The 24,415-nt window shown below is 68.3% G+C and carries 25 protein-coding genes; 10 read left to right on the top strand and 15 right to left on the bottom strand.

Translation table 11 applies throughout. From position 1 onward, the window contains the following. Positions 1-64: 64 nt before the first annotated feature. Positions 65-1,498, top strand: a complete 1,434-nt coding sequence (mdtD, locus tag JC881_RS15790; protein ID WP_198786646.1) for a multidrug transporter subunit MdtD — start codon at positions 65-67, stop codon at positions 1,496-1,498. Positions 1,499-1,501: 3 nt separating this feature from the next. Here mdtD and JC881_RS15785 read toward each other — a convergent pair whose 3' ends face one another. Both JC881_RS15785 and JC881_RS15780 read right to left on the bottom strand, forming a co-directional pair. Further along, positions 1,502-2,626, bottom strand: a complete 1,125-nt coding sequence (locus JC881_RS15785) for an anhydro-N-acetylmuramic acid kinase (protein ID WP_198786645.1) — start codon at positions 2,624-2,626, stop codon at positions 1,502-1,504. A gap of 39 nt (positions 2,627-2,665) precedes the next feature. Then, complete coding sequence (locus JC881_RS15780; RefSeq protein ID WP_198786644.1) at positions 2,666-4,012, bottom strand: M23 family metallopeptidase; 1,347 nt, start codon at positions 4,010-4,012, stop codon at positions 2,666-2,668. A gap of 183 nt (positions 4,013-4,195) precedes the next feature. Between JC881_RS15780 and tyrS the strand changes: the two genes are divergently transcribed. Continuing rightward, entirely contained in the window at positions 4,196-5,404 is a 1,209-nt protein-coding gene (gene tyrS, locus JC881_RS15775) for a tyrosine--tRNA ligase (protein WP_198786643.1), read from the top strand. 10 nt (positions 5,405-5,414) lie between these two features. Here the strand turns inward: tyrS and JC881_RS15770 are convergent, their stop codons facing one another. Together JC881_RS15770 and JC881_RS15765 are read right to left on the bottom strand one after the other, a co-directional pair. Next, on the bottom strand, positions 5,415-6,032 hold the full coding sequence (locus JC881_RS15770) for an OmpA family protein (RefSeq protein ID WP_198786642.1): 618 nt from the start codon (positions 6,030-6,032) through the stop codon (positions 5,415-5,417). A 5-nt stretch (positions 6,033-6,037) separates the two neighbouring features. Then, positions 6,038-6,484, bottom strand: coding sequence for a FecR family protein (locus JC881_RS15765; RefSeq protein ID WP_233101812.1), 447 nt, complete (start codon positions 6,482-6,484; stop codon positions 6,038-6,040). Between the two features lie 204 nt (positions 6,485-6,688). On the opposite strand from JC881_RS15765, the gene JC881_RS15760 reads away from it, so the two are divergent. Further along, a complete protein-coding gene (locus JC881_RS15760; protein WP_198786640.1) occupies positions 6,689-7,609 on the top strand; it encodes a cation diffusion facilitator family transporter in 921 nt (306 codons plus the stop codon). Continuing rightward, a complete protein-coding gene (gene dtd / locus JC881_RS15755) occupies positions 7,606-8,049 on the top strand; it encodes a D-aminoacyl-tRNA deacylase (protein WP_198786639.1) in 444 nt (147 codons plus the stop codon). Before JC881_RS15760 ends, dtd begins: the two co-directional genes overlap by 4 nt. Before the next feature lie 7 nt (positions 8,050-8,056). Here dtd and ybeY read toward each other — a convergent pair whose 3' ends face one another. Beyond that, on the bottom strand, positions 8,057-8,515 hold the full coding sequence (gene ybeY / locus JC881_RS15750; protein ID WP_198786638.1) for an rRNA maturation RNase YbeY: 459 nt from the start codon (positions 8,513-8,515) through the stop codon (positions 8,057-8,059). Position 8,516: 1 nt separating this feature from the next. Next, positions 8,517-9,458 carry a PhoH family protein gene (locus JC881_RS15745; protein ID WP_198786637.1) on the bottom strand — a complete coding sequence of 314 codons (942 nt, stop codon included), beginning with the start codon at positions 9,456-9,458 and terminating at the stop codon, positions 8,517-8,519. 169 nt (positions 9,459-9,627) lie between these two features. On the opposite strand from JC881_RS15745, the gene ruvA reads away from it, so the two are divergent. Together ruvA and JC881_RS15735 are read left to right on the top strand one after the other, a co-directional pair. Then, positions 9,628-10,200, top strand: coding sequence for a Holliday junction branch migration protein RuvA (ruvA, locus tag JC881_RS15740; protein ID WP_198786636.1), 573 nt, complete (start codon positions 9,628-9,630; stop codon positions 10,198-10,200). Further along, the gene (locus JC881_RS15735; protein WP_198786635.1) at positions 10,197-11,084 is read left to right on the top strand and encodes a hypothetical protein; all 888 of its coding nucleotides are present in this window, start codon (positions 10,197-10,199) and stop codon (positions 11,082-11,084) included. Before ruvA ends, JC881_RS15735 begins: the two co-directional genes overlap by 4 nt. 6 nt (positions 11,085-11,090) lie before the next feature. Here JC881_RS15735 and JC881_RS15730 read toward each other — a convergent pair whose 3' ends face one another. From JC881_RS15730 to JC881_RS15700, 7 genes are read right to left on the bottom strand one after another with little or no spacing between them, the layout of a single operon-like run. Continuing rightward, positions 11,091-11,723, bottom strand: a complete 633-nt coding sequence (locus JC881_RS15730; RefSeq protein ID WP_198786634.1) for a YdeI/OmpD-associated family protein — start codon at positions 11,721-11,723, stop codon at positions 11,091-11,093. Continuing rightward, a complete protein-coding gene (locus tag JC881_RS15725; protein ID WP_093442378.1) occupies positions 11,720-12,676 on the bottom strand; it encodes a phosphatidate cytidylyltransferase in 957 nt (318 codons plus the stop codon). Before JC881_RS15725 ends, JC881_RS15730 begins: the two co-directional genes overlap by 4 nt. Beyond that, positions 12,673-13,338: a lysophospholipid acyltransferase family protein gene (locus JC881_RS15720; protein WP_198786699.1), complete on the bottom strand. Its 666-nt coding sequence runs from the start codon at positions 13,336-13,338 to the stop codon at positions 12,673-12,675. Before JC881_RS15720 ends, JC881_RS15725 begins: the two co-directional genes overlap by 4 nt. A gap of 56 nt (positions 13,339-13,394) precedes the next feature. Beyond that, positions 13,395-13,835 (bottom strand): hypothetical protein, encoded by a 441-nt coding sequence (locus tag JC881_RS15715; RefSeq protein ID WP_198786633.1) that lies wholly within the window; start codon positions 13,833-13,835, stop codon positions 13,395-13,397. Beyond that, positions 13,828-15,174 (bottom strand): phosphatase PAP2/dual specificity phosphatase family protein, encoded by a 1,347-nt coding sequence (locus JC881_RS15710; protein ID WP_198786632.1) that lies wholly within the window; start codon positions 15,172-15,174, stop codon positions 13,828-13,830. Before JC881_RS15710 ends, JC881_RS15715 begins: the two co-directional genes overlap by 8 nt. After that, complete coding sequence (locus JC881_RS15705; protein ID WP_198786631.1) at positions 15,171-16,937, bottom strand: bifunctional alpha/beta hydrolase/class I SAM-dependent methyltransferase; 1,767 nt, start codon at positions 16,935-16,937, stop codon at positions 15,171-15,173. Before JC881_RS15705 ends, JC881_RS15710 begins: the two co-directional genes overlap by 4 nt. Positions 16,938-16,972: 35 nt before the next feature. Then, positions 16,973-17,599: a CDP-alcohol phosphatidyltransferase family protein gene (locus JC881_RS15700; protein WP_198786630.1), complete on the bottom strand. Its 627-nt coding sequence runs from the start codon at positions 17,597-17,599 to the stop codon at positions 16,973-16,975. A gap of 84 nt (positions 17,600-17,683) precedes the next feature. On the opposite strand from JC881_RS15700, the gene ruvB reads away from it, so the two are divergent. Beyond that, a complete protein-coding gene (gene ruvB, locus JC881_RS15695; RefSeq protein WP_198786629.1) occupies positions 17,684-18,748 on the top strand; it encodes a Holliday junction branch migration DNA helicase RuvB in 1,065 nt (354 codons plus the stop codon). A 6-nt stretch (positions 18,749-18,754) separates the two neighbouring features. Next, positions 18,755-19,729: a CDF family Co(II)/Ni(II) efflux transporter DmeF gene (gene dmeF, locus JC881_RS15690; RefSeq protein ID WP_198786628.1), complete on the top strand. Its 975-nt coding sequence runs from the start codon at positions 18,755-18,757 to the stop codon at positions 19,727-19,729. A gap of 122 nt (positions 19,730-19,851) precedes the next feature. Here the strand turns inward: dmeF and JC881_RS15685 are convergent, their stop codons facing one another. After that, positions 19,852-21,597: a lysoplasmalogenase family protein gene (locus tag JC881_RS15685; RefSeq protein WP_198786627.1), complete on the bottom strand. Its 1,746-nt coding sequence runs from the start codon at positions 21,595-21,597 to the stop codon at positions 19,852-19,854. A 271-nt stretch (positions 21,598-21,868) separates the two neighbouring features. Between JC881_RS15685 and JC881_RS15680 the strand changes: the two genes are divergently transcribed. Then, complete coding sequence (locus JC881_RS15680) at positions 21,869-22,738, top strand: UDP-2,3-diacylglucosamine diphosphatase (RefSeq protein WP_198786626.1); 870 nt, start codon at positions 21,869-21,871, stop codon at positions 22,736-22,738. Positions 22,739-22,757: 19 nt separating this feature from the next. Here the strand turns inward: JC881_RS15680 and JC881_RS15675 are convergent, their stop codons facing one another. Continuing rightward, a complete protein-coding gene (locus tag JC881_RS15675) occupies positions 22,758-23,009 on the bottom strand; it encodes a hypothetical protein (RefSeq protein WP_198786625.1) in 252 nt (83 codons plus the stop codon). Positions 23,010-23,217: 208 nt separating this feature from the next. On the opposite strand from JC881_RS15675, the gene JC881_RS15670 reads away from it, so the two are divergent. After that, entirely contained in the window at positions 23,218-24,408 is a 1,191-nt protein-coding gene (locus tag JC881_RS15670) for an acyl-CoA dehydrogenase family protein (protein ID WP_198786624.1), read from the top strand. The last annotated feature ends 7 nt before the right edge of the window (positions 24,409-24,415 follow it).

Genomic DNA, 24,415 nt, shown 5'->3' with positions numbered 1-24,415 from the left:
CCCTCCAAGAAAGCCGCCTCCGGGCGGCTTTTTGCTGCCCGTCGTTTTTCGCTTTCCTTCTTCCATGACGTCCGAAGCCGCCACCGCCGTCGATCCCTCCCGCAAGAGCCTCTTGTGGCTCGTGGCCGTCGGCTTCTTCATGCAGACGCTGGACGCCACCATCATCAACACCGCGCTGCCGGCCATGGCCGCGAGCCTGAGCGTGAGCCCGCTGCGGATGCAGTCGGTGGTGGTGGCCTATGCGCTCACGATGGCGATGCTGATCCCCGCCTCGGGCTGGATCGCCGACCGATTTGGCACGCGGCGCATCTTCTTCGCGGCCATCGTGCTGTTCGCCGCCGGGTCGGTGCTCTGCGCGCTGTCGCAGGGGTTGGGGCAGCTCGTGGCCGCTCGGGTGGTGCAGGGCCTGGGCGGCGCGTTGCTGCTGCCTGTGGGGCGCCTGGCGCTGCTGCGCACGGTGCCGCGAGGCGAATTCCTCCAGGCGATGAGTTTCGTCGCGATCCCGGGGCTCATAGGCCCCTTGCTGGGGCCCACGCTGGGCGGCTGGCTGGTGCAGTACGCCTCCTGGCACTGGATCTTCCTGATCAACGTGCCGGTCGGCCTAGCGGGCTGCATCGCCACGCTCAAGTACATGCCGGACCTGCGCGGCGCCATCCAGAAGCGCTTCGACAGCGTGGGCTACGCGATGCTGGCCTTCGGCATGGTGGCGATCTCGCTGGCGCTGGACGGCGTGTCCGAACTCGGCCTGCGCCAGGGCGGTGTGATGGTCGTGCTGATCTTCGGCTTCGCGAGTGTGGTGGCCTACTGGCTGCGCGCCGCGCGCACGCCGGAGCCCCTGTTCGCGCCCTCGCTGTTCGGCGTGCCGACGCTCAGCATCGGGCTGATCGGCAATCTGTTCTCGCGCCTTGGCAGCAGTTGCATGCCCTTTCTCGTGCCGCTGCTGCTGCAGGTGTCGATGGGCTATTCGCCGGTGCGGGCCGGCCTGATGATGCTGCCGATCGCGCTGGCGGGCATGGCCATGAAGCGCTTTGCCACGCCGCTGATCACCCGCCACGGCTATCGCAAGGTGCTGGTGGTCAACACGGTGCTGGTGGGCTGCACGATGGCCAGCTTCGGCCTGACGGCGCCCGGCCAGCCCATGGTGCTTCACGTGCTGCAACTGCTGGCTTTCGGTGCGGTCAATTCCCTGCAGTTCACCGCGATGAACACGATCACGCTCAAGGACCTGGACGGCAGCATGGCCAGCAGCGGCAACAGCCTGCTGTCGATGGTGCAGATGCTGGCGATGAGCCTGGGCGTAGCGGCCGCTGGCGCCGTGCTGGCGGGCTACAACGGCATCTTTGGCACCGAAACGGCCGCGCACACGCTCGACGCCTTTCAGGCCACTTTTGCGAGCATGGGTCTGATCACGGTGGCATCTGCCTTGATCTTCTGGCATCTGCCCGCGGAAGTTCGCGCAGCGCAGCCTGCGCAACCGGAAGTTTCCGGTCAGGGCTGAGGCTCAGGCCGGGTAGATCGCGCCCAGCACCCGCGCACCGCGCGCCCCGGTCACGCTGGCCAGATTGCCCGCCTCGCGCCGAACGGTGCACCGCGCGAGCCAGGCAAACGCCGCGGCCTCGACCTGCTGAGGTGGCAGGCCTTGGTCGGTCGATGCCACCACCTGCACACCGGGAAGCAGCGTGCGTAGGCGTCCAAGGAGATGGTCGTTCAGCGCGCCACCGCCGCAGACGATCAGCAGCTTGCTATCTTTTCCGTAGCTGACGAGATCGGCGGCACAGGTGCTGGCTGTCAACTCCGTCAACGTGGCCTGCACATCGGCAGGCGCCATGGCCGTGGTCCCGAGGTGCGAGGCCAGCCAGGTCGGATTGAACAGGTCGCGCCCCGTGCTTTTCGGCGGCGCCTTGGCGAAATACGGATCGGCCCGCAACTGTGCGAGCAGTTGAGGCAGCACCTGCCCGCTGGCCGCCCACTGGCCGCCGCGGTCGAAGGGCTGGCCCTGGTAGGTCTGGCACCAGTGGTCCATCAGCGCGTTGCCGGGACCGCAGTCGAAGCCCAGCACGATGGCGCCATCGGGGGCATTGGTGGCCGGGAGCAGGCTCAAGTTGGAAATGCCGCCGATGTTCAGCACCGCGACGGTTTCGTCGGCACGCGCGAACAGGGCGCGGTGAAACGCCGGCACCAGCGGCGCGCCCTGGCCGCCGGCGGCGAGGTCGCGGCTGCGGAAGTCGCCGACCACGTCGATGCCGGTCAGCTCGGCCAGCAGCGAGGGGTTGTTGATCTGCAGGGTGTAGCCGACGTCGTCGAATTCGAGCGGCCGGTGGCGCACCGTCTGCCCGTGCGCGCCGATGGCGGTGATCGCTCCTGCGGCGATGCCGCTGTCCGCCAGCAGTTGCTGGACCACGCCGGCATAGGCCCGGGCGAGCCCGTTGCCGGCCAGCGCCGCGCGATGCAGTTCGTTGTCGCCGGGGGTGTTGAGCGCCATGAGCTCCGCGCGCAAGGCCACGGGAAACTCCGCGGTGGCGTAGGCCTTCACCGCGATCCGGCCGTCGGAAAGGTCGGCAAGCACGCCGTCGACGCCGTCGAGCGATGTGCCCGACATCAGGCCGATGAAAAGCTCGGCGGCCATCTCAGGATCGGTGTCTGGAGAAGACCGCCGCGAGCGTGCTCAGTCCGCGCTGGCCTGGATGACGGAGAAGGCGGCTGCCAGCTCGGTGCGGGCGCCGACGGCGATCCGCTCGAACGCCGGGCGCAGCGCCGCGGTGATCGGGGCGCCGCCTTCTTGCGCGATGGTGGCCGGGTCCTGATAGACGCCGCCCACGCGGAATTCGAAGTGCAGGTGCGGACCGGTGGCCCAGCCCGTGGAGCCCACGGCGCCGATCGCCTGGCCCTGGCTCACGCTCTGGCCGGCCTTGACGTCGATGCGGCTCAGGTGCGCATACGCCGTTTGCTGGTTGTTGCGGTGCGTGATGATGATGATGTTGCCGTAGCCGCTCTGCGTGCCCGCGAAATCGACCGTGCCGTCGCCGACCGTGCGCACCGAGGTGCCGGTGGGCGCCGCGTAGTCGATGCCGTTGTGCTGGCGCCAGCTGTTCAGGATCGGATGCATGCGCATCGCGAAACCGCTGGACACGCGCGAGAACTCGACCGGCGTCGCCAGGTAGGCCTTGCGCAGGCTGTCGCCGTTCGGGCGGTAGTAGCTGCCCTTCTGGCCCGCGCCCGGGGGCTGGAACCAGACGGCCTGGTGGATCTTGCCGTTGTTCTCGAACTCGGCCGAGAGCACGCGGCCGCTGCGCAGCGCCTGTCCGTCGGCTTCGAAAGTCTCGTAGACCACGGCGAAGCGGTCGCCCTTGCGCAGAGCCCGCACGTCGACGTCGCCCGCGAAGATGTCGGCCAGCTGGCTCGCCACCGCGTCGGGAATGCGCGAGTCGTCGGTGGCGGCGAACAGCGAGGTGCGGATGGTGCCGCTGGCCAGGCGCGTGCCCGGCGTCAGCGTGTCGCGCTCGGTGAGGGCGACGAAGCCGACCGGCGTGCGCTCGATGACGAAACGCTTGAAGCCGCCGTCACCGTCGGGAATCCAGCGGGCGCTCAGCTTCTTGAGCTGGTTTTCCTGCGTGGCTTCGGCCGTGATGGTGCGGCCGGCGCGGGCGAACAGCGCATTGCGGGCTTCGCCGCTGCCGCGCACGAAGGCGGTGGCTGCGGGATCGGAAATGCCCAGGCGCCTCAGAAGGGCTTCGGCCGTGTCGCTCGAGCGGGTGATGTCGGTGCGAAACAGCGTGAAGCTGAAGTTCTCGAGCGAAGCCGTCTGGTCTGCGAAAGACTGGGGCGCCGTGGCTTCGAGGATCTGGTGGACCGGAAGGTCGGAAGCGTCAGGACCCAGCGAGGCCACCGCGAGGGTGCCGGCGCTCAGCATGGCCGCGGCGATGAGCGCCGTGATCTGCTTGGGATAGGTACGGAACGTATAGGCCACGCGAGAAGCAAGGAGCTCCTCGGCGGCAAGAATGCCGTTGATCAAACTATGAATTCCAGCTCAGGTTCTGCAAATCCGTGCTGCAAGGCCCAGTGCGTTCAGGGCGGCAGGAGACGGTGCGGAAAAAGCGCCGCTTAGAATTCGGCGCTTGAAAAGTCGGGCTGAGTATAGCTTCGGCATCCCTAAAGTCAGCCAAAAAAGCCCGTAAAGGCCGAATCTGTTACATCCATGACCCTCTCAAATAGTGTAGGACGTGCGCTCGAAATATCCCTCCGTGGGGCTGACGAGTTGCTGCCGCAGGACGAGTGGGTGCGCAAGCTCCAGCGCTCCGAGGCGACCGGAACGCCACTTCGCATCAAGCTCGGGCTCGACCCGACCGCGCCGGACATCCACATCGGCCACACGGTGGTGCTTAACAAGATGCGCCAGCTCCAGGACCTGGGGCACCGGGTGATCTTCCTGATCGGCGATTTCACCAGCACGATCGGCGACCCCTCCGGCCGCAACAACACCCGTCCGCCGCTCACCCGGGAGCAGATCGAGGCCAACGCCCAGACTTACTACAAGCAGGCCAGCCTCGTGCTGGACCCCGAGAAGACCGAGATTCGGTACAACTCCGAGTGGAGCGACCCGCTGGGCGCCCGCGGAATGATCCAGCTGGCCGCCAAGTACACGGTGGCCCGGATGATGGAGCGCGACGACTTCAACAAACGCTTCAAGGCCGGCCAGTCGATTTCGGTGCACGAATTCCTCTATCCGCTGATGCAGGGCTACGACTCGGTGGCGCTCAAGAGCGACCTTGAATTGGGCGGCACGGACCAGAAGTTCAACTTGCTCGTGGGCCGTCATCTCCAGCAGGAATACGGCCAGGAACCGCAGTGCATACTCACTATGCCGCTGCTGGAAGGGCTCGATGGCGTCGAGAAGATGTCCAAGAGCAAGAACAATTACATCGGCATCAGCGAAGACGCCAACACCATGTTCGCCAAGGTGCTGTCGATTTCCGATGACCTGATGTGGCGCTGGTACACGCTGCTGAGCTTCCAGTCGCTGGAACAGATCGAGGCGCTGAAGGCCGAAATCGCCGGCGGCCGCAATCCGAAGGATGCGAAGGTCGCGCTGGCCAAGGAAATCACCGCGCGCTTCCACAGCGCGGCGGCGGCCGAGACGGCGGAGCAGGATTTCATCAACCGCAGCAAGGGCGGCGTGCCGGACGAGATTCCCGAGGTGTCGCTCAGTGGCGCGCCGATGGGCATCGGCCAACTGCTCAAGCAGGCGAACCTGGCGTCTTCAGCCGGGGACGGCAACCGCCTGATCGACGGCGGCGGGGTGCGCGTCGACTCGGTCGTGATCAGCGACAAGGCGCTGAAGCTGCCCGCGGGCAGCTACGTGGTGCAGGTCGGCAAGCGCAAGTTCGCGCGGGTGACCCTGAGCTGATCGCCCGCGTTCAGCGGACTTCGATGGTGACGCGCCGGTTGCGCGGCTCGTCCACCTCGTCAGCGGTCGGCACGGCCAGGTCGCGCTCGCCGCGGCCCACGGCCTCGACGCGGTTGGCCGGGAACTGCCGCTCGACGAACAACTGAACCACTTCCTGCGCCCGGCGGCGCGACAGCTGGTCGTTCGATTCGCCGGTGCCCTTGGTATCGGTGTGGCCCGTCACCACGATGTCGCCGCCGCTGCGGGCCAGGGCCGCGGCCAGGGCCTCGGTCATGATCTGCTGCGACGCCGGGGTCAGCGTGGTGCCGCCGACCTCGAAGAACACCGTGTAGCGCTGCGGCGGGGGCGGGCGCATGTCGAACAGCGGCTTGTTGTCCGCCTGGACCTTGGCCGAATCGGCCTGGTCGACCACCGGCGCGCCCTTGGCGCCCACCGCGGCCGTGGCGCGCTGGTAGGGCTGGGAGAGGATTTCCTCCCCATCCTTGGCGCGCACCACGACGGCGGACGGCCTGCCGTCGGCCTGCGGAAGCAGCACCACCCGCGTGCCCGGCGTCGAGCAAGCGGCAAGCAGGAGGGTGATCAGTGCGGTGGGGAGAAGGAGAAGGCGGTGCGACGGGGTTTTCGTCATCATCATCATGGCTGCCCGTCGGTTTGCACGATGAAGTCGGTGCCGCGGATGCCGATGGTGGCCGTTTGCGTCTCGACCCGCACGGCGTCGGGGTTGGTCTTGCCGATGAGGCCGGTGATCATGCGCATCGAGCCGCGCAACAGCGAGACCAGGAGGCCGCCGTCGCGCGTGGTGGAGTCGAAGTGGAATTCCTTCAGGTCCATGCGCGAGGAGGGCCCGACCACCAGGGTCGTGTCGTCGCGAAGAACCACGGAGGCCGAAGAATCGGGACCGGTCACGATGCGGTCCACGGACCCCAGTGCATCGCCGGCGGCGGCGGTGCGCGTGGTGCCGGCGGCGCTGAGCAACTGCACGTTGCCACGCACCGATTTCACGAAACCGGCCTGGAGCTCGGCAACGGCGGCAACAGGGGCGACCGGCGCGGCGGGCGGCGTCTGGGCCTGGGTCATCATGGTGGTGCCCATCAAGGCAAGGCCACCCAAAACGTTCAAAAGGTTTTTCATCATCCGACTCTCTGCGAAGAATGTTTCGCAATTGGTCACAAATATTAGGCCGAAGGCGTTACATGTGGACACTGCGCTGATAATTCAGCGTCATCTTGCGTCCTTTTGCCGCTTTTTGCGTCGTCTTTTGCCGAATCTGCGTTCCGATTGCCCATGACGCTCACTCCCAAAACTCTGCTCCGCGTCTCCGTGGCCGTGGCTCTGGTCACCATCGTGCTCAAGGGGCTGGCGGGCTACATGACCAATTCGATGGGCCTGATCTCCGATGCGATGGAGTCGTTCGTCAATCTTGCCAGCGCCATGTTCGCCTTGGCAATGGTGACGATCGCCGAGCGGCCGGCCGATGAGGACCATCCCTACGGCCACCACAAGGCCGAATACTTCTCCTCCGGCTTCGAAGGCATCCTGATCGTCGGCGCAGCGGTGGCGATCCTTTGGGTGTCGGTGCAGCGGCTGCTGTCGCCCCAGCCGCTCGAGCAACTGGGCTGGGGTCTGGCGCTGTCGGTGCTCAGCTCGGGCTTCAATGCAGCGCTGGCGGTGATGCTGTTCCGCGCCGCGCGCACCCACCGCTCCATCGCGCTGGAGGCCGACGGCCGCCACCTGATGACCGACGTCTGGACCTCCGCCGCCGTGGTAATCGGCATCGTCGGCGTGCATTTCAGCGGCTGGCTCTGGCTCGATCCGCTCCTGGCCATCGGCGTGGCGCTCAACATCGTGCGCGAGGGCGTCAAGCTGGTGTGGCGCTCGTCGCAGGGCCTGATGGACGAAGCCCTGGACGCCGAAACCCTGGCCACCGTGCGCGCCACGCTCGATGCCTTCGCGGCGCGCCAGCCCGAGGGCAGCCGCCTGCGCTTCGACGACATGGTGACGCGCGGCGCCGGCCAACGCCGCTTTGCCGACCTGCACATGCACGTGCCCGGCGATTGGACCTTGCAGCACGCCGCCGCCATGCGCGACCAGCTTGAGCAGGCCCTGATGGACGCAGTGCCCGGCCTGCGCGTCACCATCCAGCTGCTGCCGCTCACCATGGAAGCGCGCGCCACCCGGACCGTGGAAGAACCAGCACACCCATGAAAGCCATCCTCCAGCGCGTCGCGAACGCCCGCGTCGACATTGCTGGCCAGACCGTCGGCGCCATCGATGCCGGCCTCCTGATCCTCCTGTGCGCGGAACGCGGCGACGTCGATGCGCTCGCCGACCGCATGCTCGCCAAGATCCTCAAGCTGCGCATCTTCTCGGACGACGCCGGCAAGATGAACCGCAGCGTGCAGGACATCGGCGGCGGCCTCCTGGTGGTGAGCCAGTTCACGCTGGCCGCCGACGTGAGCGGCGGCAACCGCCCGAGCTTCACGCTCGCGGCACCGCCCGACGAGGGGCGCCGACTCTACGACTACTTCGTGGCGCAGGCACGCGCCGCGCATCCGGTGGTGGCGACCGGCGAGTTCGGCGCCGACATGCAGGTGCACCTCGTCAACGACGGACCGGTCACGATCCCGCTGCAGATGTCCGCGTAGCGACTTGCTACTTGCCGTACGGATCGCGGATGCCCAGCTCCGCGAGGATCTGGATCTCGTACGCCTCCATCTCGTCGGCGTCGGCCTCGCTGGTCTCGTGGTCCCAGCCTTGCGCGTGCAGCGTGCCGTGCACCAGCAGGTGCGCGTAGTGCGCGGCCAGCGTCTTGCGCTGCTCCTTGGCCTCGCGCGCGACCACCGGCGCGCACAGCACCAGGTCGGCCATGGCGACCGGGCTTTGCGCATAGTCGAAGGTCAGCACGTTGGTCGCGTAGTCCTTGCCGCGGAATTCGCGGTTCAGGCGCTGTCCTTCGTCGGCATCGACGATGCGCACCGTGATCTCGCCGTCGATGTCCAGCGCATGGCGGATGCAGCGCGCGACGCGGTGGCGCGGCAGCGCGACGCGATGACGCTCGACGCCCTTGAAGCGCCCGAACTGCAGTGAAAGAGCAAGTGCCGGCAGCGCCATCTCAATGCGTGCCGGTGCGCTTGCGTTGCCCGTCGTAGGCATCGACGATCTTGGCCACCAGCGGATGCCGCACCACGTCGGCGCTCGTGAAGTGCGTGATCGCGATGCCGCTCACGCGCCGGAGCACGCGCTCGGCGTCGATCAGCCCGCTCAACTGCTGCTTGGGCAGGTCGATCTGGCTCACGTCGCCCGTCACCACCGCCTTCGCGCCGAAGCCGATGCGCGTGAGGAACATCTTCATCTGCTCGACCGAGGTGTTCTGCGCCTCGTCCAGGATCACGAACGCGTTGTTCAGCGTGCGCCCGCGCATGAAGGCCAGCGGCGCGATCTCCAGCGCATTGCGCTCGAAGGCCTTCTGCACCTTCTCGTAGCCCATGAGGTCGTAGAGCGCGTCGTACAGCGGCCGCAGGTACGGATCGACCTTCTGCGTCAGGTCGCCCGGCAAGAAGCCGAGCCGCTCGCCCGCCTCCACGGCCGGGCGCGTGAGCACGATGCGCTGCACCGCCGCGCGCTCCAGCGCATCGACCGCGCAGGCCACCGCCAGGTACGTCTTGCCGGTGCCGGCCGGGCCGATGCCGAAGGTGATGTCGTGCTTGGCGATGTTGTCCAGGTACAGCGCCTGCGTCGGCGTGCGCGCGCGCAGGTCGGCGCGGCGGGTGACGAGCATGGCCGCGTCCTCGTCGCTCATCGAGCCGTCGCCGGCCAGCGTGAGCTGCACCACGGCCGGATCGATCGGGCGCTGGGCGATTTCGTACAGCGCCTGCAGCACGTCCATCGCGCGCTGCGCCGAGGCCTTGGGGCCGTCGACCTTGAACTGCTCGTGGCGGTGCGCGATCTTCACGCCCAGGGCTTCCTCGATGCGGCGCAGGTGCGCATCGAGCGGTCCGCACAGGTGTCCGAGGCGCGAGTTGTTCGGTGGGGTAAAGGTGTGTCGCAGAATCACGCGGTATCCATTTCCATCTATTTGGCAGCCCTATGCAAGACCAGCCATGCTCGAAAAAACGCAATCCAAAGCGGGGAACACCGCGGAACCGGCTTTGCCGGGCCGCCGGTGTTGCCCCCTTGAGGGGGGAGGCGGCTACACGAAGTGAGCAAGCAACGGGGGTGGGCCAATGATAGGCAAACTCACCGGCATCCTGGCCGAGCGCAATCCACCGCAGGTGGTGGTGGACTGCAACGGCGTCGGTTACGAGGTCGATGTGCCGATGAGCACGTTCTACAACCTGCCCGGCACCGGAGAGCGCGTTTCGCTGCTCACGCATTTCGTGGTGCGCGAGGACGCGCAGATTCTCTACGGTTTCGGCACCGCCGAGGAGCGCGCGGCTTTCCGCCAGCTCATCAAGATCACCGGCGTGGGCCCGCGCACCGCGCTCGGGCTGCTCTCGGGCATGAGCGTGGGCGAGCTGTCGCAGGCGATCACCACGCAGGAGCTGGGCCGGCTCGTGAAGATCCCGGGCATCGGCAAGAAGACCGCCGAGCGGCTGCTGCTGGAGCTCAAGGGCAAGCTGGGCGCCGACATCGGCCTGCCCGCGCACGCGGCCTCCGATGCGCAGGCTGACATCCTGCAGGCGCTGATTGCGCTGGGCTACAGCGACAAGGAAGCGGCGCTGGCCCTGAAGGCGCTGCCCAAGGATGCGACGGTGAGCGATGGCATCAAGCTGGCGCTGAAGGCCCTGGCCAAGTGAACCTGCGCGGGGCCTGGTCGCGCGTCGAGGCGCTGCGCCACGAATCGGTCCACAGCGACTTGCTGCTCTTGCGCGTAGCCCTGATCGGTTGCGTGCCGATTCTCCTGGCCTACGGATGCGCGGGCATCGTCTACGGCAACCTGCCGTTGATGACGCCGGTCGGCTTCATCGACATGCCGGGCGCCTGCGCATGGCTCACCGCCGCGATGGCGTTCGCACTGGCGATCCTTGCGACCGACTGGCTGGTCCGCGGCGAACTGACACCGCCCCAGCCGCAGCCCGTCGTGGTGACGAAGCGCTGGAGCCGGGGCAGCTACACGCGGACCGTCATGCCGCCGCATGTCGTCCCCGAGCCTCGTTCGTCTCTGCTGCGCATCGGCTGCCTGGGCGTTGCGGCCGTGGGCTGTGCGTCCGCGCTGGTGGGCCGCGCCACGCTCGCGCTGGGGTGGCAGGCCTTCGCGCGGCCGGGCGGCATCGCGCCGCGGGCGGAGTGGCCGCTCTGTCCACTGCAGTGGGTCTGGCCCTGGCTGCTGCCGCTGGCCCGGCGGCCCGTCGTGCTCGGATTGATCGGGGTGGGCGCCGTGCTGCTGGCAGCCGCCTACTTCATGAACTGGCGCAAGGTGCGCGGTGCGTGGTTCCCGTTCCTGACGGTGCTGCCGATGCTGGTGACGCTCAATTTCCTGGGCGATGCGGGTTTCGATTTCGCCGCCGCACGCGGCCTGGGCGGACTGGTCGAGCCTGAACTCGTGAGCGCGCTGGCGCAGCAGCCGGGCCGCTACAACGTCTTCAATTTCCTGAGCCTCTGGGGCGCCGTCGGCTTTGGCACGGTGGGCCTGATCGTGGGTTTCTGGTTCGGTCGCTCACGGGTGATGGACGAAGACTAGTACGCCTCAGGGGTGGATCTTCTCGCCCTTGGCGAGCATCTCCACGAACTTCGCGATGCGCCGGGCCCGCGTCTCGGCCTTCTTCGCTCCCTGCGTGCGAAACAGCACCGCATAGCGATTGCGCGCATCCAGCGTGGCGAAGAACTTCGCGGCCTTCTTGTTCGCATCGAGCGCGGCCTGCAGGTCGGGCGGCACGGTCGCCACGCTCGCGCCGTCGTAGGCCGCATCCCAGCGGCCGTCGGCCTTCGCCCGCTCCACTTCGGCCAGCCCGCCCGGCTGCATGCGTTCTTCGTCGATCAGTTTCAGCGCCTTGTCACGGTTGATCTTCGACCAGGTGCTGCGCGCGGTGCGCGGCGTGAAGCGCTGCAGAAAATACCGTTCGCCGTCGTCCGTGTCGCTCTTGCGCTGCCCGTCGATCCAGCCGAAGCACAGCGCGATTTCCAATGCCTCGGGGTGGTCGATGGAGGCGATGCCGCTGGCCTTCTTCGCGATGCGCAGCCACACGCCGGCGTGCGTGCCGTGGTGGCGCTTGTACCAGCGCACGAGCGCCGCGGCGTTGGCGAATTCGACGGGCGCGTCGTCGACGATGCGCTCCGCCTTCGCAGCAGTCTTCGGGGTTTTGACTGCTGCGGTGCTCACGGCACCCACCAGTAGCGCAGTGCGTGGAAGTAGATCGGCGCCGCGAAGATCACCGAGTCCAGCCGGTCGAGCATGCCGCCATGGCCTTCGATCATCGAGCCCCAGTCCTTCACGCCGCGGTCGCGCTTGATGGCCGACATCACCAAGCCGCCGAAGAAGCCCATGAAGCAGATCATGAAAGCCATCAGCGCCGCCTGCCACGGATTGAAAGGCGTGGCCCAGTAGAGCGCCGCGCCCAGCGCGGTGGCGCTGGCCACGCCGCCGATGAGGCCTTCCCAGGTCTTGGAGGGCGAGAGTTCGGGCGCCACCTTGCGCTTGCCGAAGAGCTTGCCCCACACGTACTGCAGCACGTCGCTGCCCTGCACCACGATCACCAGGAACGCGATCAGGAGCAGGTTGCGGCCCTCGAAGCCCGGGATCTGCAGCGTGAGCAGCGCGGGCACGTGGCTGATGCAGAACACGCACACCATCAGGCCCCACTGGATCTTCGATGTGCGCTCCAGGAAGCGCTGCGTGTCGCCGCCCACCGCCGCGAGGATCGGCAGGATGAGGAAGGCGTAGACCGGGATGAAGATCGAATAGAGCCCGTACCACTCGATCCAGATCAAAAAGTACTGCCCCGGCAGCGCGATGAAGAACGCGAGCGCGATCGCCGCATGGTCGCCGCGCCGCGTGTACGCGAGGCTGATGAACTCGCGCAGCGCATAGAACGAGATCAGGTAGAACAGCACGATCACGCCGCCCTTGCCGAAGGCGAAGGCCAGGCCGATCACCGCCACCATCACCCACCACGCGTTCACGCGCGAGTTGAGGTTGTCGATCACCGAATGCGGCTGGCCGTGCGCCACGCGCCACTTGAGCAGCGCGCCGATGGCCGAGGCCAGCAACAGCACGCCGAAGACGCCGCCGAAGAGCTTGAACGTGGTCCACGCGAAAGGAGACAGTTCGATCATGATGCGGCGCCCTCGGCCTTGTCGTTTCGGTCGTATTCGGGGCGCAAATCGAGCATGGCGGCGCGCGCGCGGGCGATGAAGGTGTTCTTGTCCTCGCCTTCGGCCAGCACGATCGGCGTGCCGAAGCGCACCGTGCAGGCCAGCGGAATCGGCACCAGCGTGCCCTTGGGCAGCACGCGCTTCAGGTTCTCGATCCACACCGGCACCAGCCGCACGCTGGGGCAGGCGCGCGCCAGGTGAAAGAGGCCGCTCTTGAGCGGCAGCAGGATCTCGTCGCCGGTGTTGCGCGTGCCTTCGGGAAACATGATGAGCGAGTCGCCGCCTTCCAGCGCCTCCTTCATCTGCTCGACCGGGTTGTCGCCCTGGCCCGAGCCGTCGCGGCGGATCATGAGCGCGTTGAACACGTCCGCGCCGATGAACTGGCGCACCTTCGAGGCCATCCAGTAGTCCTGTCCCGCCACCGGCCGGGTGAGGGCGCGCAGGTCGGGCGGCAGCGTCGCCCACAGCAGCACGAAGTCGCCGTGGCTCGTGTGGTTGGCGAAGTAGAGCGTCTGCTCGGCCTTGGGCGTGGTGCCGCTCCAGATGGCGCGCACGCCAGTCAGGAGCCCCGCCGCGCCGATGATCAGCTTGCCCGCGACGATGGCGAGCCCGCGGCGCAACACCGTGCTTTCCGGCCTGTCGTTGGGCTTGTCGTTCTTGTTGTTCTCGTTTTCGTCGGTCAAGAGAAATCCTGTGTCATCAAGGCAAGAAGGAACATGGCGCTCTGGCAGGCGACCACGATGGCGTGGCGCTGCATGAGCTGGCGGGTGCCCTGCACGCGGTCGTCGAGCGGCCGCGTTGTGGGGGACGACGGCGCGTTGCGAAGGCCCAGCCGCTCGAGCGCGCGGTCGAGCGCGTCCAGCGAGGCGATGGTGCCGCGCGCGAGGTCGCCGAAGAGCGTCTGGTCCAGCCGCAGCCGGAAGGCGAAATAACGTTCGAGCACGCCGAGGATCACGACCGCGCCAAAGCCCATGGTGGGCGTGGTCGGGAGCGAGCGCAGCGTGAGCGCGAGCACCAACGCCGCGATGCACGTGAGCGCAAAGCCCCAGATCGCCAGCACCGTGAAGGCGCGCAGCAGGCCGGCGAGCGCGGCGCAGGTGGCGCGGTCGTTGTCAGTCATGGGGTGGCACCTCTCGTGCGGGATGGAGCGGCGCGAGCGAACTCAGCCACGCGGGGCGCAGCACGATCTGCGGCCGCGCACGGCGCACCGCGTCCTCGGCCTGCGCCATTCCGCCGGCCGAACCGTAGCGGCCCAGCCAGGCGATCACCGCCGCGGCGCTGCGCGAAAAGCCGAGCGCGCAGCAGACCCACACCGGCGCGCCCTCCGCGTTGCGGCGCTGGCCTTCGATGACCGCGGCCGCGCGTTGCAGCCGCACCGTCGGCGGCACCGTCAGGTCGAGCAAGGGCACGCACCGCGCATGCGGCACGCCGGCCGGCATCTGCAGTTCGGCGCACAGGCTCACGAGGCGCGGCTTGCCGGCGGCGAGCCATTCGGCGTGCGTGGGCCGCCGGCCGAGCCGCAAGCCGGGCACCACCTCGACCGAGGCGGGCAGCTTGCGCGTCCAGAGCCAGGCGTTGACCGCGGCGCCCAGGCGGTAGGGCGCGAACAGCCAGCGCGCCGCCCAGCCCATGCGCCCGCGTGCGTCCATCTGGAAGCCGCGCGCGCCGAGGCCGATGTAGTTGAGCGCCACGAAGGCGAGCGATGCCGCCGGCCATGCGAGCCACAGCCACACGCCGCCGCCGTACAAGGCAACGGCAAGAAACAGCGCCGCACCCACCGCATAGAACGCCGCGAGCTTCCACCGCTGCGCATCGTGCGTGACCTGCCAGGCGCGCCGCATCGACACCACCCGCTGCAGCGGCCAGAGCCACACGCACAGCACCCCGAGCAGCGCGCCGGTCGGGATGTCGATGAAGTGGTGCTGCCAGGTCGTGAGCACCGAGGCGCAGATCGCGAACGCCCACACATGCAGCACCAGCCGCGCCCACAGCGGACGGATGAATTGCCGGTACCAGTCCCACAGGATCACGGCCAGCGCGATGTGCAACGAGGGCGCCTGGTTGAACGGCTGGTCGAAGCCGCGCAGCGCGTTGAAGAGAAACGCCGGCGCGCCATCGACCGGAGGCTGCCCGAAGCTGAAGTGCAGCGGCCAGGCGATGAAGCAGGTGCAGGCGACCAGCGTCGCGGTGACCAGCCGCAGCGCATGCCGGTCCAGCGTGTGCTTGCTGCGCGCGAGGAACAGCGACAGCGCGTAGAAGACGTTGATCGTCCAGTACGGAAAGATCGTCCACGGCCAGAACGGGATCTGCCGCTCCCAGTCGAAGGCCATCGACGGCACGTTCGCGCGCGTGGTGGCCCACCAGTTGGCGAAGCCGTAGGTCGCGTAGAACAGCGGTCCCAGAAACACGAGCCATGCGGCGGCGCGCTTCCAGGGCCGTTGCGCGAACCAGGCTTTCATCGCCCGGTGCGCACCGCCAACGACACCGTGAAGATCCCCCACTCATCGACCCGCTGGTCGATCTTGCGGAAGCCCGCTTCTTCCACCAACTGGTCCATCTCGACCTGCGTGCGGCGGCGCATGACCCAGGCTTCGCCTTGCCGGTGGCTGGTGAGCGCGCGGGCGATCATCTCCAACTGCGGATGCCACGGCTGCCCGGTGTAGACAAGGTAGCCGCGGTCTTCCACCGCGTCGCCCACGCCCGCGAGCGAGCGCTGCACCATCTCGTTGTCGGGGAAGAGTTCGTACAGGCCCGACACCACCGCGAGCGTGGGCCGCGGCGTCACGGTCGCGAGGCTGATGCGGTCGAAGGCATCGGCCTGCACGAACTGCGCAGTGTCCTGCAGCCCCTTCTCGGCGATGAGCGCGCGGCCGTCGCGCACGTTGATGTCGCTGTAGTCGCGCAGCAGGATCGAGCTGGCCTTGACCGGGCTCGCGAGCACCGCGTCGAGCACGTAGCGGCCGTGGCCGGCGGCGATGTCCATCACCCGCACCTCGCGGTGCATCTCGGCCAGGCGCTCCATCGCGATGCGCAGCAACTCCTCGACGTGGATCTTGCGTTGCCGGATGCCGCGCCAGCCGATCGAGTTGAGGTACGTGTTGTCGATGCTGCGGCCCAGCGGCCCCTTGCCTTCGGGGTGGTTGCGGTAGACGTAGTCGAGCGTGCTGCCCGAGTCGAAGCCGGTTTCGTGGCCCAGCGCGATGCCGCTGGAGAGCTTGCCGCCGATGCGCAGTCCCCCGCGCGTCAGGGCCCAGTAGGCGCCGCGAGGCGACAGCGGCGAGAGCGGCTCGGCCAGCGCGCGCGATTCGTCGGCCGTGTCGCCGGCCAGGTGCGCCGCGGTGCGGTCCACCGGCACGGCCGGCGCGTCGAAGCGCTGCAGGATGAATTCCCGGATCTGCGCCACGGCCGGCGCCCGGTCTTTCTCGCCCAGCGTGTCGTGGAAGAAGCCCGGCAGCTCCGTCTTGGTCTTCACGGCGCTGCCCAGCCGCTCGAAGAACTGGTGCTGCGGCTTGTGGTGCACCACCCAGTCGGCGCCGGAGATCAGCAGCTGAACCGGCAGCGTGATCGCGTTGGCATCGGCCACCACGCGGTCGGCCGCTTCGTACAGGCCCAGCAGGATGTTGACCGCGATGGGCCGCGAGATCAGCGGATCGCTCTCGTAGCTCGCGATGCGCTCGGGGTCGTGCGTGAGGAACTTCGCCTTCACGTAGCTGTTGACGAAAAACAGGCCCCGCAGCTTGTGCATCAGCCCGAGCCCGGCGCGCGCGAAGGGCACGTAGAGCTTCACCTTGAAGGCGGGCGAGGCCAGCGTGAGGCCGCGCACCTTGGGCGCGTAGTCGTGCGCCCAGGTGGCGATCAGCACCGCGCCCACGCTCTGCGCGACGACGTGGATGTCCTGCTCGGCCACGCCGTGCGCCGTGCCGATGTGGTGCACGAAGGTCTGCACGTCGCGCACCGAGGTGCCGAAGCTCGGGCTGTAGCCGCGCTGGCCCGGCGAGCGGCCGTGGCCGCGCGCATCCCAGGCGAAGAAGTCGAAGTCCGGGAGGTCCAGTTCGTCGACCAGGTGCGCCATGCGCGCGCCGTGCTCGTGGCCGCGGTGGAACAGCACGATGGCGCCGCGGCGCACGGCGCCCGTGGCCGGCCAGTGGCGGTAGAAAAGCGATTCGCCGTCGTGCGTCTGGAAGTGCAGCTCTTGCGCGGTGCGTGGCGTGGTGTCGGTCATTGAATCCCTGTCGATGTTTCTTTGTTTGTATGTGTTCAGTGGCTGCCGGCGCGGGCTGTCGCATCGGCTTCGGCCAACGCGCGGCGGATGCGGTTGACGACAGTCCAGGCCACCAGCGCCGCCAGCAGCGGCATGAGCCAGGCCGTCCAGGCCGCGAGCGGCCAGCCCAGCGCCACGTAGAGGCCGAGCGCGCCGAACACGAAGGCCCGGTCGCTCTTGCCCAGCGGCCCGTCGTAACGGCGCGAAGCGCCCACCGTGGGACCGAGCGCGCCGGCGAATTCGCTCAGGCCCGCCAGCACGATCACCGTGCCGATCCAGAACGGGCTGAAGGGCGCGACCAGCGCGAAGGGCAGGTAGAGCGCGGCGTCGGAGACCACGTCGGTCAGTTCGTTGAGAAAGGCGCCCAGCTTGCTTTGCTGGTTGTGCTCGCGCGCCAGCATGCCGTCGATGGCGTTGAAGGCCATGCGCAGGAACATCCAGGCCGGAATGAGCGCAAAGGCCGCTGCCGAGCGCACGAAGAAGAAAAGCCCGAGCCCGAGCGCGACCGAGACGACGCACGCCGCCAGCGTGACCTGGTTGGCCGTGACGCCCATCGCATGCAGGCGGACCACCAGCGGCCGCAGCAGTGCCTGGAAACGCGGCTTCAATTCGTAGATCGACACGTGCTGCCTTCCCCTCGTTCGTTATATGGCCGAAGCATTCTGCCAGTGAAGGGCAGGCACTAAACTCAAGCCAAACCCCCTCCCATGACCATCCAGACAGACGATTTCGCACCCGCCCCCCAGCGCGTGGTGTCCGCCGCCCCCGCCTCGCCCAACGAGGAGGCGATCGAACGGGCCCTGCGCCCCAAGCTGCTCGATGAATACGTCGGCCAGGCCAAGGTGCGCGAGCAGCTCGAAATCTTCATCGGCGCGGCGCGCAAGCGCAAGGAGGCGCTCGACCACGTGCTGCTGTTCGGCCCGCCGGGCCTGGGCAAGACCACGCTGTCGCACATCATCGCGGCCGAGCTGGGCGTCAACCTGCGCCAGACGTCGGGGCCCGTGCTCGAAAAGCCCAAGGACCTGGCGGCGCTGCTGACCAACCTCGAGCCCAACGACGTGCTCTTCATCGACGAGATCCACCGGCTGAGCCCGGTCGTCGAGGAAATCCTCTACCCCGCGCTGGAGGACTACCAGATCGACATCATGATCGGCGAGGGCCCCGCGGCGCGCAGCATCAAGCTCGACCTGCAGCCCTTCACGCTGGTGGGCGCCACCACCCGCGCCGGCATGCTGACCAACCCGCTGCGCGACCGCTTCGGCATCGTCGCGCGGCTGGAGTTCTACACGCCCGAGGAGCTCGCGCTGATCGTGACCCGCAGCGCCCGCCTGCTCAAGGTGGAAACCGACGCCACCGGCGGCTTCGAGATCGCCCGGCGCTCGCGCGGCACGCCCCGCATCGCCAACCGCCTGCTGCGCCGCGTGCGCGACTACGCCGAGGTCAAGGGCAACGGCCGCATCACCGAGGACATCGCCCACAAGGCGCTCGCCATGCTCGACGTCGATCCGCAGGGCTTCGACCTCATGGACCGGAAGCTGCTCGAAGCCGTGATCCACCGCTTCGACGGCGGCCCGGTGGGCCTGGACAACGTCGCGGCCAGCATCGGCGAGGAGCGCGACACCATCGAGGACGTGATCGAGCCGTATCTCATCCAGCAGGGCTACCTGCAGCGCACGCCGCGCGGGCGCATCGCCACGCTGGCCGCCTACCGCCACCTGGGCGTGACGCCGCCCTCGAGCCGTTCCGACGGACAGGACCTTTTCGGAGCCTGAAGACCCATGCACACCCATGACCTGAGCGCCTGGCAGCACGACCACCAGTTCGGCGCCGGCAGTGCCTCCGCCGAGCGCAGCACGCGCCTGGTGATGTGGATCACCGCCGCGATGATGGTGGTGGAGATCGGCGCCGGCTGGTGGTTCAACTCGATGGCGCTGCTGGCCGACGGCTGGCACATGAGCTCGCACGCGCTGGCCATCGGCCTGAGCGCCTTCGCCTATGCGGCCGCGCGCCGCTACGCGCGCGATCCGCGCTTCGCCTTCGGCACCTGGAAGATCGAAGTGCTCGGCGGCTTCGCGAGCGCGCTGCTGCTGCTCGGCGTGGCGGCGCTGATGGTGGTGGGCTCGCTGGAGCGGCTGTGGTCGCCCTCGGCGATCCACTACCCCGAGGCGATTTCGGTGGCGGTGCTGGGGCTCGTGGTCAACCTGGTCTGCGCGCGGCTGCTGGGCGGCACGCACCACGATCACGGGCATGACCATGGGCACCACCACCATGGCCATACCCAGGGCGATCAGCACGACGATCACCACGAACACGGCCACGACCTGAACCTGCGCTCCGCCTACCTGCACGTGGTGGCCGACGCCGCGACTTCGGTGCTCGCCATCGTGGCGCTGCTGGGCGGCTGGTTCTACGGCTGGGCCTGGCTCGACCCGGCCATGGGCATCGTCGGCGCGGTGCTGGTCGCCAGCTGGGCCCGGGGGCTCTTGAAGGAAACCGGCAAGGTGCTGCTCGACCGCGAGATGGACCACCCGGTCACCGCAGAAATCCGCGAAGGCGTCGAGACCACGCTGGCCGATTCGGAAACCCGCGTGGCCGACCTGCATGTCTGGCGCGTCGGCCGCGACGCCTACGCCTGCGCGCTCACGGTCGTGACCCATTCGCCGACGCTCACCGCCGACGAGGTGCGCGCCTGCTTCTCGATGCACGAGGAAATCCGCCACTCGACGGTGGAAATCCAGCGCTGCGCGGATTAGGTTTCAGGCCTTGCTCCTTCCCCCTCTGGGGGAAGGTTGGGATGGGGGCGGGCAGAGCGCCCGATGGGTACGCCGCTTGCCCCCACCCCTGCCCTCCCCCAGCGGGGGAGGGAGAAAGAAATTCAGGCAGCCGTCCGGCGAACGTGCCGCACGATCAGCACCTGCGCCGCGTAGTAAGTCGCCAGCACCCACAGCTGCGCCAACGGCAGCGCCGAGACAAATCGGTTGGTTGCCAGCAGCGCATCGCTCAGCATGAAGAAGCACGCGCCCACCGCCACCCACACCGCTGACGGATCGGCTTCGCGCAGCACCGCCGCACGCCCGATCGCCTGCGCCGCCATGCAGGCGATCACCACCACGTAGACCCCGACCGGAATGCGCAGCGCGGGCGGCAGCCCGCCCTGCCAGAGAAACGCGTACATCCCCGCGCCGACCAGCAGCGTCGCCGCCAGCACCCCGCGCCGCGGGAACAGGCCCACGCCGATGCCAAAGAGCGCGATGTACGCCAGGTGCGCGAGCAAGAAGCACACGAGCCCCGGCACGAACAGCGTCGCCGGGCCCATCAGCAGCACGTCGCCCGCGAGAGACGCGGCCAGCCCGGCCAGCAGCAGCACGTCGAAGCGCGCGATGCCGCCCGCCCGCATCGCACGCCGCGCCGCGAAGACGATCGCGATCGACAGCGCCAGCGGCTTGAAGACGTGGTGCAGCCCGTCGATGTGCAGCGCCGCGCTCGCGGTGGCCAGCGCGGCGGCCTCGACGAGCAGCACCTCGGTGACCGACAGCCGCCCCTGCAGCACCGCGCCGATGGCCCACACGCTCGCCGTCAGCGCGGCCAGCCAGACGGCCGCGCGCTGCATCGGCATGTCGTCGGAGAACCAGAGAAACAAGGCCACGCCGCCCAGCATCAAGAGGAACTGCACGCCCGCGAACCACTGCACCCCGCGGCTCACGACGGGCTCGTAGCGCGTGACTTTCGCGATGTCGAAGGCCGGCTTCGGAAAACGCGCCGCCACGTCGGCCGGCCGCCAGCCGGGAGGCTTGATCCACACGCGCAGCTTGTCGGCCCAGCTGCGCGCATGCCACGAGTCCCTCGCCAGCGCCCAGTACACCTCGGCATTCGCCCACAGCGGGTCCCAGCTCTTCAACTCGCCGCGCGTGCCGTAGACGCAGCGTTCGTCCTCTTCGCGGAAGGTGCCGAACATGCGGTCCCACACGATGAGGACGCCGCCGTAGTTGCGGTCCAGGTAGGTGTCGTTCACCGCGTGGTGCACCCGGTGGTTCGAGGGCGAGCAGAACCAGCGGTCGAACCAGCCGAGCTTGCCGACCTGCTCGGTGTGCACCCAGAACTGGTAGAGCAGGTCGATGAGCGCCACCACCACGAACACCAGCGGCGGCACGCCGGCCACCGCCATCGGCAGGTAGAAGATCCACCCGAGCAGCGCGCCGCTCGATGTCTGCCGCAGCGCGGTCGACAGGTTGTAATGCTGGCTCTGGTGGTGCACCACGTGCGCCGCCCACAGCACCGCCGATTCGTGGCCCATGCGGTGCAGCCAGTAGTAGCAGAAGTCGTAGAACACCAGCGCCAGCAGCCAGCCGTACCAGGTGGTCCAGAAGTCGCTGGCCGCCTCTTTCGGAAAGAGCGCCACCGCCGAATACACCGCGGTGTAGATGCCGATGCGCAGGAGCCCCGTGAGCACCGCGCTGATCTGGCTCAGCATGCCCAGGCCGATGCTGTTGACCGCATCGGCCAGCCGGTAGGTGTCGTGCCCCGTGCCGCGGCGCGCCCGCACGCGGCCTACCGCGAACTCGATCGCGATCAGCAATAAGAAAACAGGGGTCGCAAGAACGATGATCTGGCCAGGTCGCATCGCGCGATTGTGGCGTTGCCGGGCCTGTTGATGCTATTTCCGGCGTCGCGTTGGACAGCCAACCCTGCGGGAAGGTATGCCAGGGCAGCCCACTCTGCGTTGCGCTCCTTGCGTGTGCATATGCACACGCGGCGTCGCGCGCCTTGATTGGCCCGCCCTGGCATACCTTCGCGACGCCGGAAATAGCATCAACAGGCCCTGGGCCACGCGTCACCGGGATGTCACGGGTGTGCCATCGCGGCGTCATGCGCCGGTGGGAGCCTACCCGTCCATGCAACGCGACGACGCTTTCCTTCGCGCATGGCGCGACACCGCTGCCCAGGCTCCCGACCTGGAGGACGACGATCGCCAGCGTCCGCCGCTGCAGTTCCGCACGCTCTGGATCTCCGACCTGCACCTGGGCACGCCCGGCTGCCAGGCGCGCGCGCTGCTCGACTTCCTGAAGCACACCGAGTGCGAGACGCTCTTCCTGGTCGGCGACATCATCGACGGCTGGCAGCTCAAGCGCCACTGGTACTGGCCGCAGGCGCACAACGACGTCATCCAGAAGCTCTTGCGCAAGGCGCGCAAAGGCACGCGCGTGATCTTCATCCCGGGCAACCACGACGAGTTCGCCCGCAAGTACCTCAACCACAACTTCGGCGGCATCGACGTGGCCGACGAATGGATCCACGAGACGGCCGATGGCCGCAAGCTCTGGATCATCCACGGCGACCTGTTCGACGGCGTGATCCAGTGCGCCAAGTGGCTCGCCTACGTGGGCGATTCGCTCTACGAATTCACGTTGAAGCTGAACCGCCACCTCAACTCGCTGCGCGCGCGCATGGGGCTGCCGTACTGGTCGCTGTCCAAGTACCTCAAGGGCAAGGTCAAGCGCGCGGTGAGCTACGTGGGCGACTTCGAGAATGCCGTGGCACGCGAGGCCCGCAAGCGCGGCGCGCAGGGCGTGGTGTGCGGCCACATCCACCATGCCGAGATGCGCGACATCGACGGCATCCTCTACTGCAACGACGGCGACTGGGTGGAGAGCCTCACGGCGCTGGCCGAGCATGCCGACGGCACGCTGGAAATCATCGACTGGGCCGAGCACATGCCGGTGCCCTCGAAGGCGACGCCGGCGCGCGAAGCCGTCGCGGCCTGAGCGCGGAACCAGGGGAGGATCAGTCGCGCCGCGCCGGCCCCTTGGCGGTGTGGCTGAGGTAGTGCTCCCGCCAGGCATCGCAGTGGCGCCACATGCTCTTGCCCATTTCGTCCATCCACAGCCACCAGGTCAGCGCGAGCTTCTCGGGGTCGTGAACGTCGGACAGCAGGGGCATCGCCGCGGAGGCGCGGGCCGGCGGATCGGGCAGTTCGTAGTCGCACAGCCGCTCGACGCTGGCGTGCGAGAAACCGGGTGTGGTGGTCGCGTGCATGGTGCTCTCCATTGAGCGCAGCGCATTCTCTGGCGCACAGAACAACTCCCGGACGCCGATTGTGCGCGGCGGCTCCACCGCGTCGCAGAGGACTATCCCGGGTGTGCGCACAAACTACGGAAAGTGGTGAGTCTTCGTCCGATCCGACGATGCCGCCACCCCGCCCCGCGGGTGCACACTCGCCGCTGCATTCCAACGGGACCCCACCATGGCCTGGACACTCAGCGCGGCTGAAACAGCATTCCGGAACGAGGTTCGCGACTTCCTCTCGCGTGAGCTGACGCCCGCGCTGCGCGCCGCCGGCCGGCGCTGCTCGGGCATCTTCAGCGACTACGCCGAAGGCAATGGCTGGCACCGCATCCTTGCCCAACGCGGCTGGAGCGTGCCGCACTGGCCCGTCGAGCACGGCGGCACCGGCTGGACGCCGATGCAGCACTACCTCTTCGCGGCCGAGCTGGCCGCGGCCGATGCGCCGCAGCGCGCGCCCATGGGGCCGGGCATGGTTGCGCCGGTCATCATCGCCTTCGGCACCGAGGCGCAGAAGCGCGCGTGGCTGCCGGGCATCCGCTCGGGCGAGGACTACTGGTGTCAGGGCTACTCCGAGCCGCAGGCGGGCTCGGACCTCGCTTCGCTGCAGTGCAAGGCCGTTCGCGATCACAGCAATGGCGACCACTACGTCATCAACGGCACCAAGATCTGGACCACCCACGCGCAGTACGCCAACCGCATGTTCTGCCTGGTGCGCACCGCCTCGGGCGGCAAGCCGCAGCAGGGCATCAGCTTCCTGTGCTTCGACCTTCCCACGCCGGGCATCACCATCCGGCCGATCATCAGCATCTCGGGCGACCACGAGCTGAACCAGGTGTTCTTCGACGACGTGCGCGTGCCCGCCGAAGGGCTCATCGGCGAGGAGAACCAGGGCTGGACCATCGCCAAGTACCTGCTGCAGCACGAGCGCGGCGGCGCCTGGACGCCGATGCTGCGCGCGCGCCTGCGCCGCTTGTACGTGGCTGCCGACGCGATCGCCGATGCGCAAGAGGCCGACGACATGGCGCTGCGCCTGGCCGACGCCGAGTGCGCCATCGACGCGCTCGAGGCCACCGAGCTGCAATCGCTGCGCGCGCACGCCCGCGGCGAGCCGCCCGGCATCCGCCCCTCGATGGGCAAGGTGCTCGGCTCCGAGCTGCGCCAGCGGCTGACCGAACTGGGCGTCGACATCGCCGGCCCCTACGCTGGCGTCGACCTGCCGCTGGACGACGGGCTGCAGGGCGAACTGCAGATCCCTGAGGAGGCCGTGTTCTCGATGTCGGCCTACCTCAACGACCGCGCCGCGTCGATCTACGCCGGCTCCAACGAGGTGCAGCGCAACATCGTCGCGGCGCACCTGCTGGCCCGCTGAGGTTTCC

The organism is Variovorax sp. IB41 (assembly GCF_016405905.1).
In the GTDB taxonomy this organism is placed as follows: domain Bacteria; phylum Pseudomonadota; class Gammaproteobacteria; order Burkholderiales; family Burkholderiaceae_C; genus Variovorax.
Note: the sequence above shows the minus strand (reverse complement) of the source record. Positions and strands in the feature narration are given on the sequence as shown.

What these genes read in the sequence shown, in the direction of transcription:
- ruvA (WP_198786636.1), top strand. Translation starts at nt 9,628, where the DNA reads ATGATAGGCAAACTCACCGGCATCCTGGCCGAGCGCAATCCACCGCAG.
- JC881_RS15785 (WP_198786645.1), bottom strand. Translation starts at nt 2,626, where the DNA reads ATGGCCGCCGAGCTTTTCATCGGCCTGATGTCGGGCACATCGCTCGAC.
- dtd (WP_198786639.1), top strand. Translation starts at nt 7,606, where the DNA reads ATGAAAGCCATCCTCCAGCGCGTCGCGAACGCCCGCGTCGACATTGCT.
- JC881_RS15710 (WP_198786632.1), bottom strand. Translation starts at nt 15,174, where the DNA reads ATGAAAGCCTGGTTCGCGCAACGGCCCTGGAAGCGCGCCGCCGCATGG.
- tyrS (WP_198786643.1), top strand. Translation starts at nt 4,196, where the DNA reads ATGACCCTCTCAAATAGTGTAGGACGTGCGCTCGAAATATCCCTCCGT.
- JC881_RS15670 (WP_198786624.1), top strand. Translation starts at nt 23,218, where the DNA reads ATGGCCTGGACACTCAGCGCGGCTGAAACAGCATTCCGGAACGAGGTT.
- JC881_RS15765 (WP_233101812.1), bottom strand. Translation starts at nt 6,484, where the DNA reads ATGATGACCCAGGCCCAGACGCCGCCCGCCGCGCCGGTCGCCCCTGTT.
- dmeF (WP_198786628.1), top strand. Translation starts at nt 18,755, where the DNA reads ATGCACACCCATGACCTGAGCGCCTGGCAGCACGACCACCAGTTCGGC.
- JC881_RS15675 (WP_198786625.1), bottom strand. Translation starts at nt 23,009, where the DNA reads ATGCACGCGACCACCACACCCGGTTTCTCGCACGCCAGCGTCGAGCGG.
- JC881_RS15705 (WP_198786631.1), bottom strand. Translation starts at nt 16,937, where the DNA reads ATGACCGACACCACGCCACGCACCGCGCAAGAGCTGCACTTCCAGACG.
- ybeY (WP_198786638.1), bottom strand. Translation starts at nt 8,515, where the DNA reads ATGGCGCTGCCGGCACTTGCTCTTTCACTGCAGTTCGGGCGCTTCAAG.
- JC881_RS15725 (WP_093442378.1), bottom strand. Translation starts at nt 12,676, where the DNA reads ATGATCGAACTGTCTCCTTTCGCGTGGACCACGTTCAAGCTCTTCGGC.
- ruvB (WP_198786629.1), top strand. Translation starts at nt 17,684, where the DNA reads ATGACCATCCAGACAGACGATTTCGCACCCGCCCCCCAGCGCGTGGTG.
- JC881_RS15770 (WP_198786642.1), bottom strand. Translation starts at nt 6,032, where the DNA reads ATGACGAAAACCCCGTCGCACCGCCTTCTCCTTCTCCCCACCGCACTG.
- JC881_RS15685 (WP_198786627.1), bottom strand. Translation starts at nt 21,597, where the DNA reads ATGCGACCTGGCCAGATCATCGTTCTTGCGACCCCTGTTTTCTTATTG.
- JC881_RS15680 (WP_198786626.1), top strand. Translation starts at nt 21,869, where the DNA reads ATGCAACGCGACGACGCTTTCCTTCGCGCATGGCGCGACACCGCTGCC.
- mdtD (WP_198786646.1), top strand. Translation starts at nt 65, where the DNA reads ATGACGTCCGAAGCCGCCACCGCCGTCGATCCCTCCCGCAAGAGCCTC.
- JC881_RS15760 (WP_198786640.1), top strand. Translation starts at nt 6,689, where the DNA reads ATGACGCTCACTCCCAAAACTCTGCTCCGCGTCTCCGTGGCCGTGGCT.
- JC881_RS15715 (WP_198786633.1), bottom strand. Translation starts at nt 13,835, where the DNA reads ATGACTGACAACGACCGCGCCACCTGCGCCGCGCTCGCCGGCCTGCTG.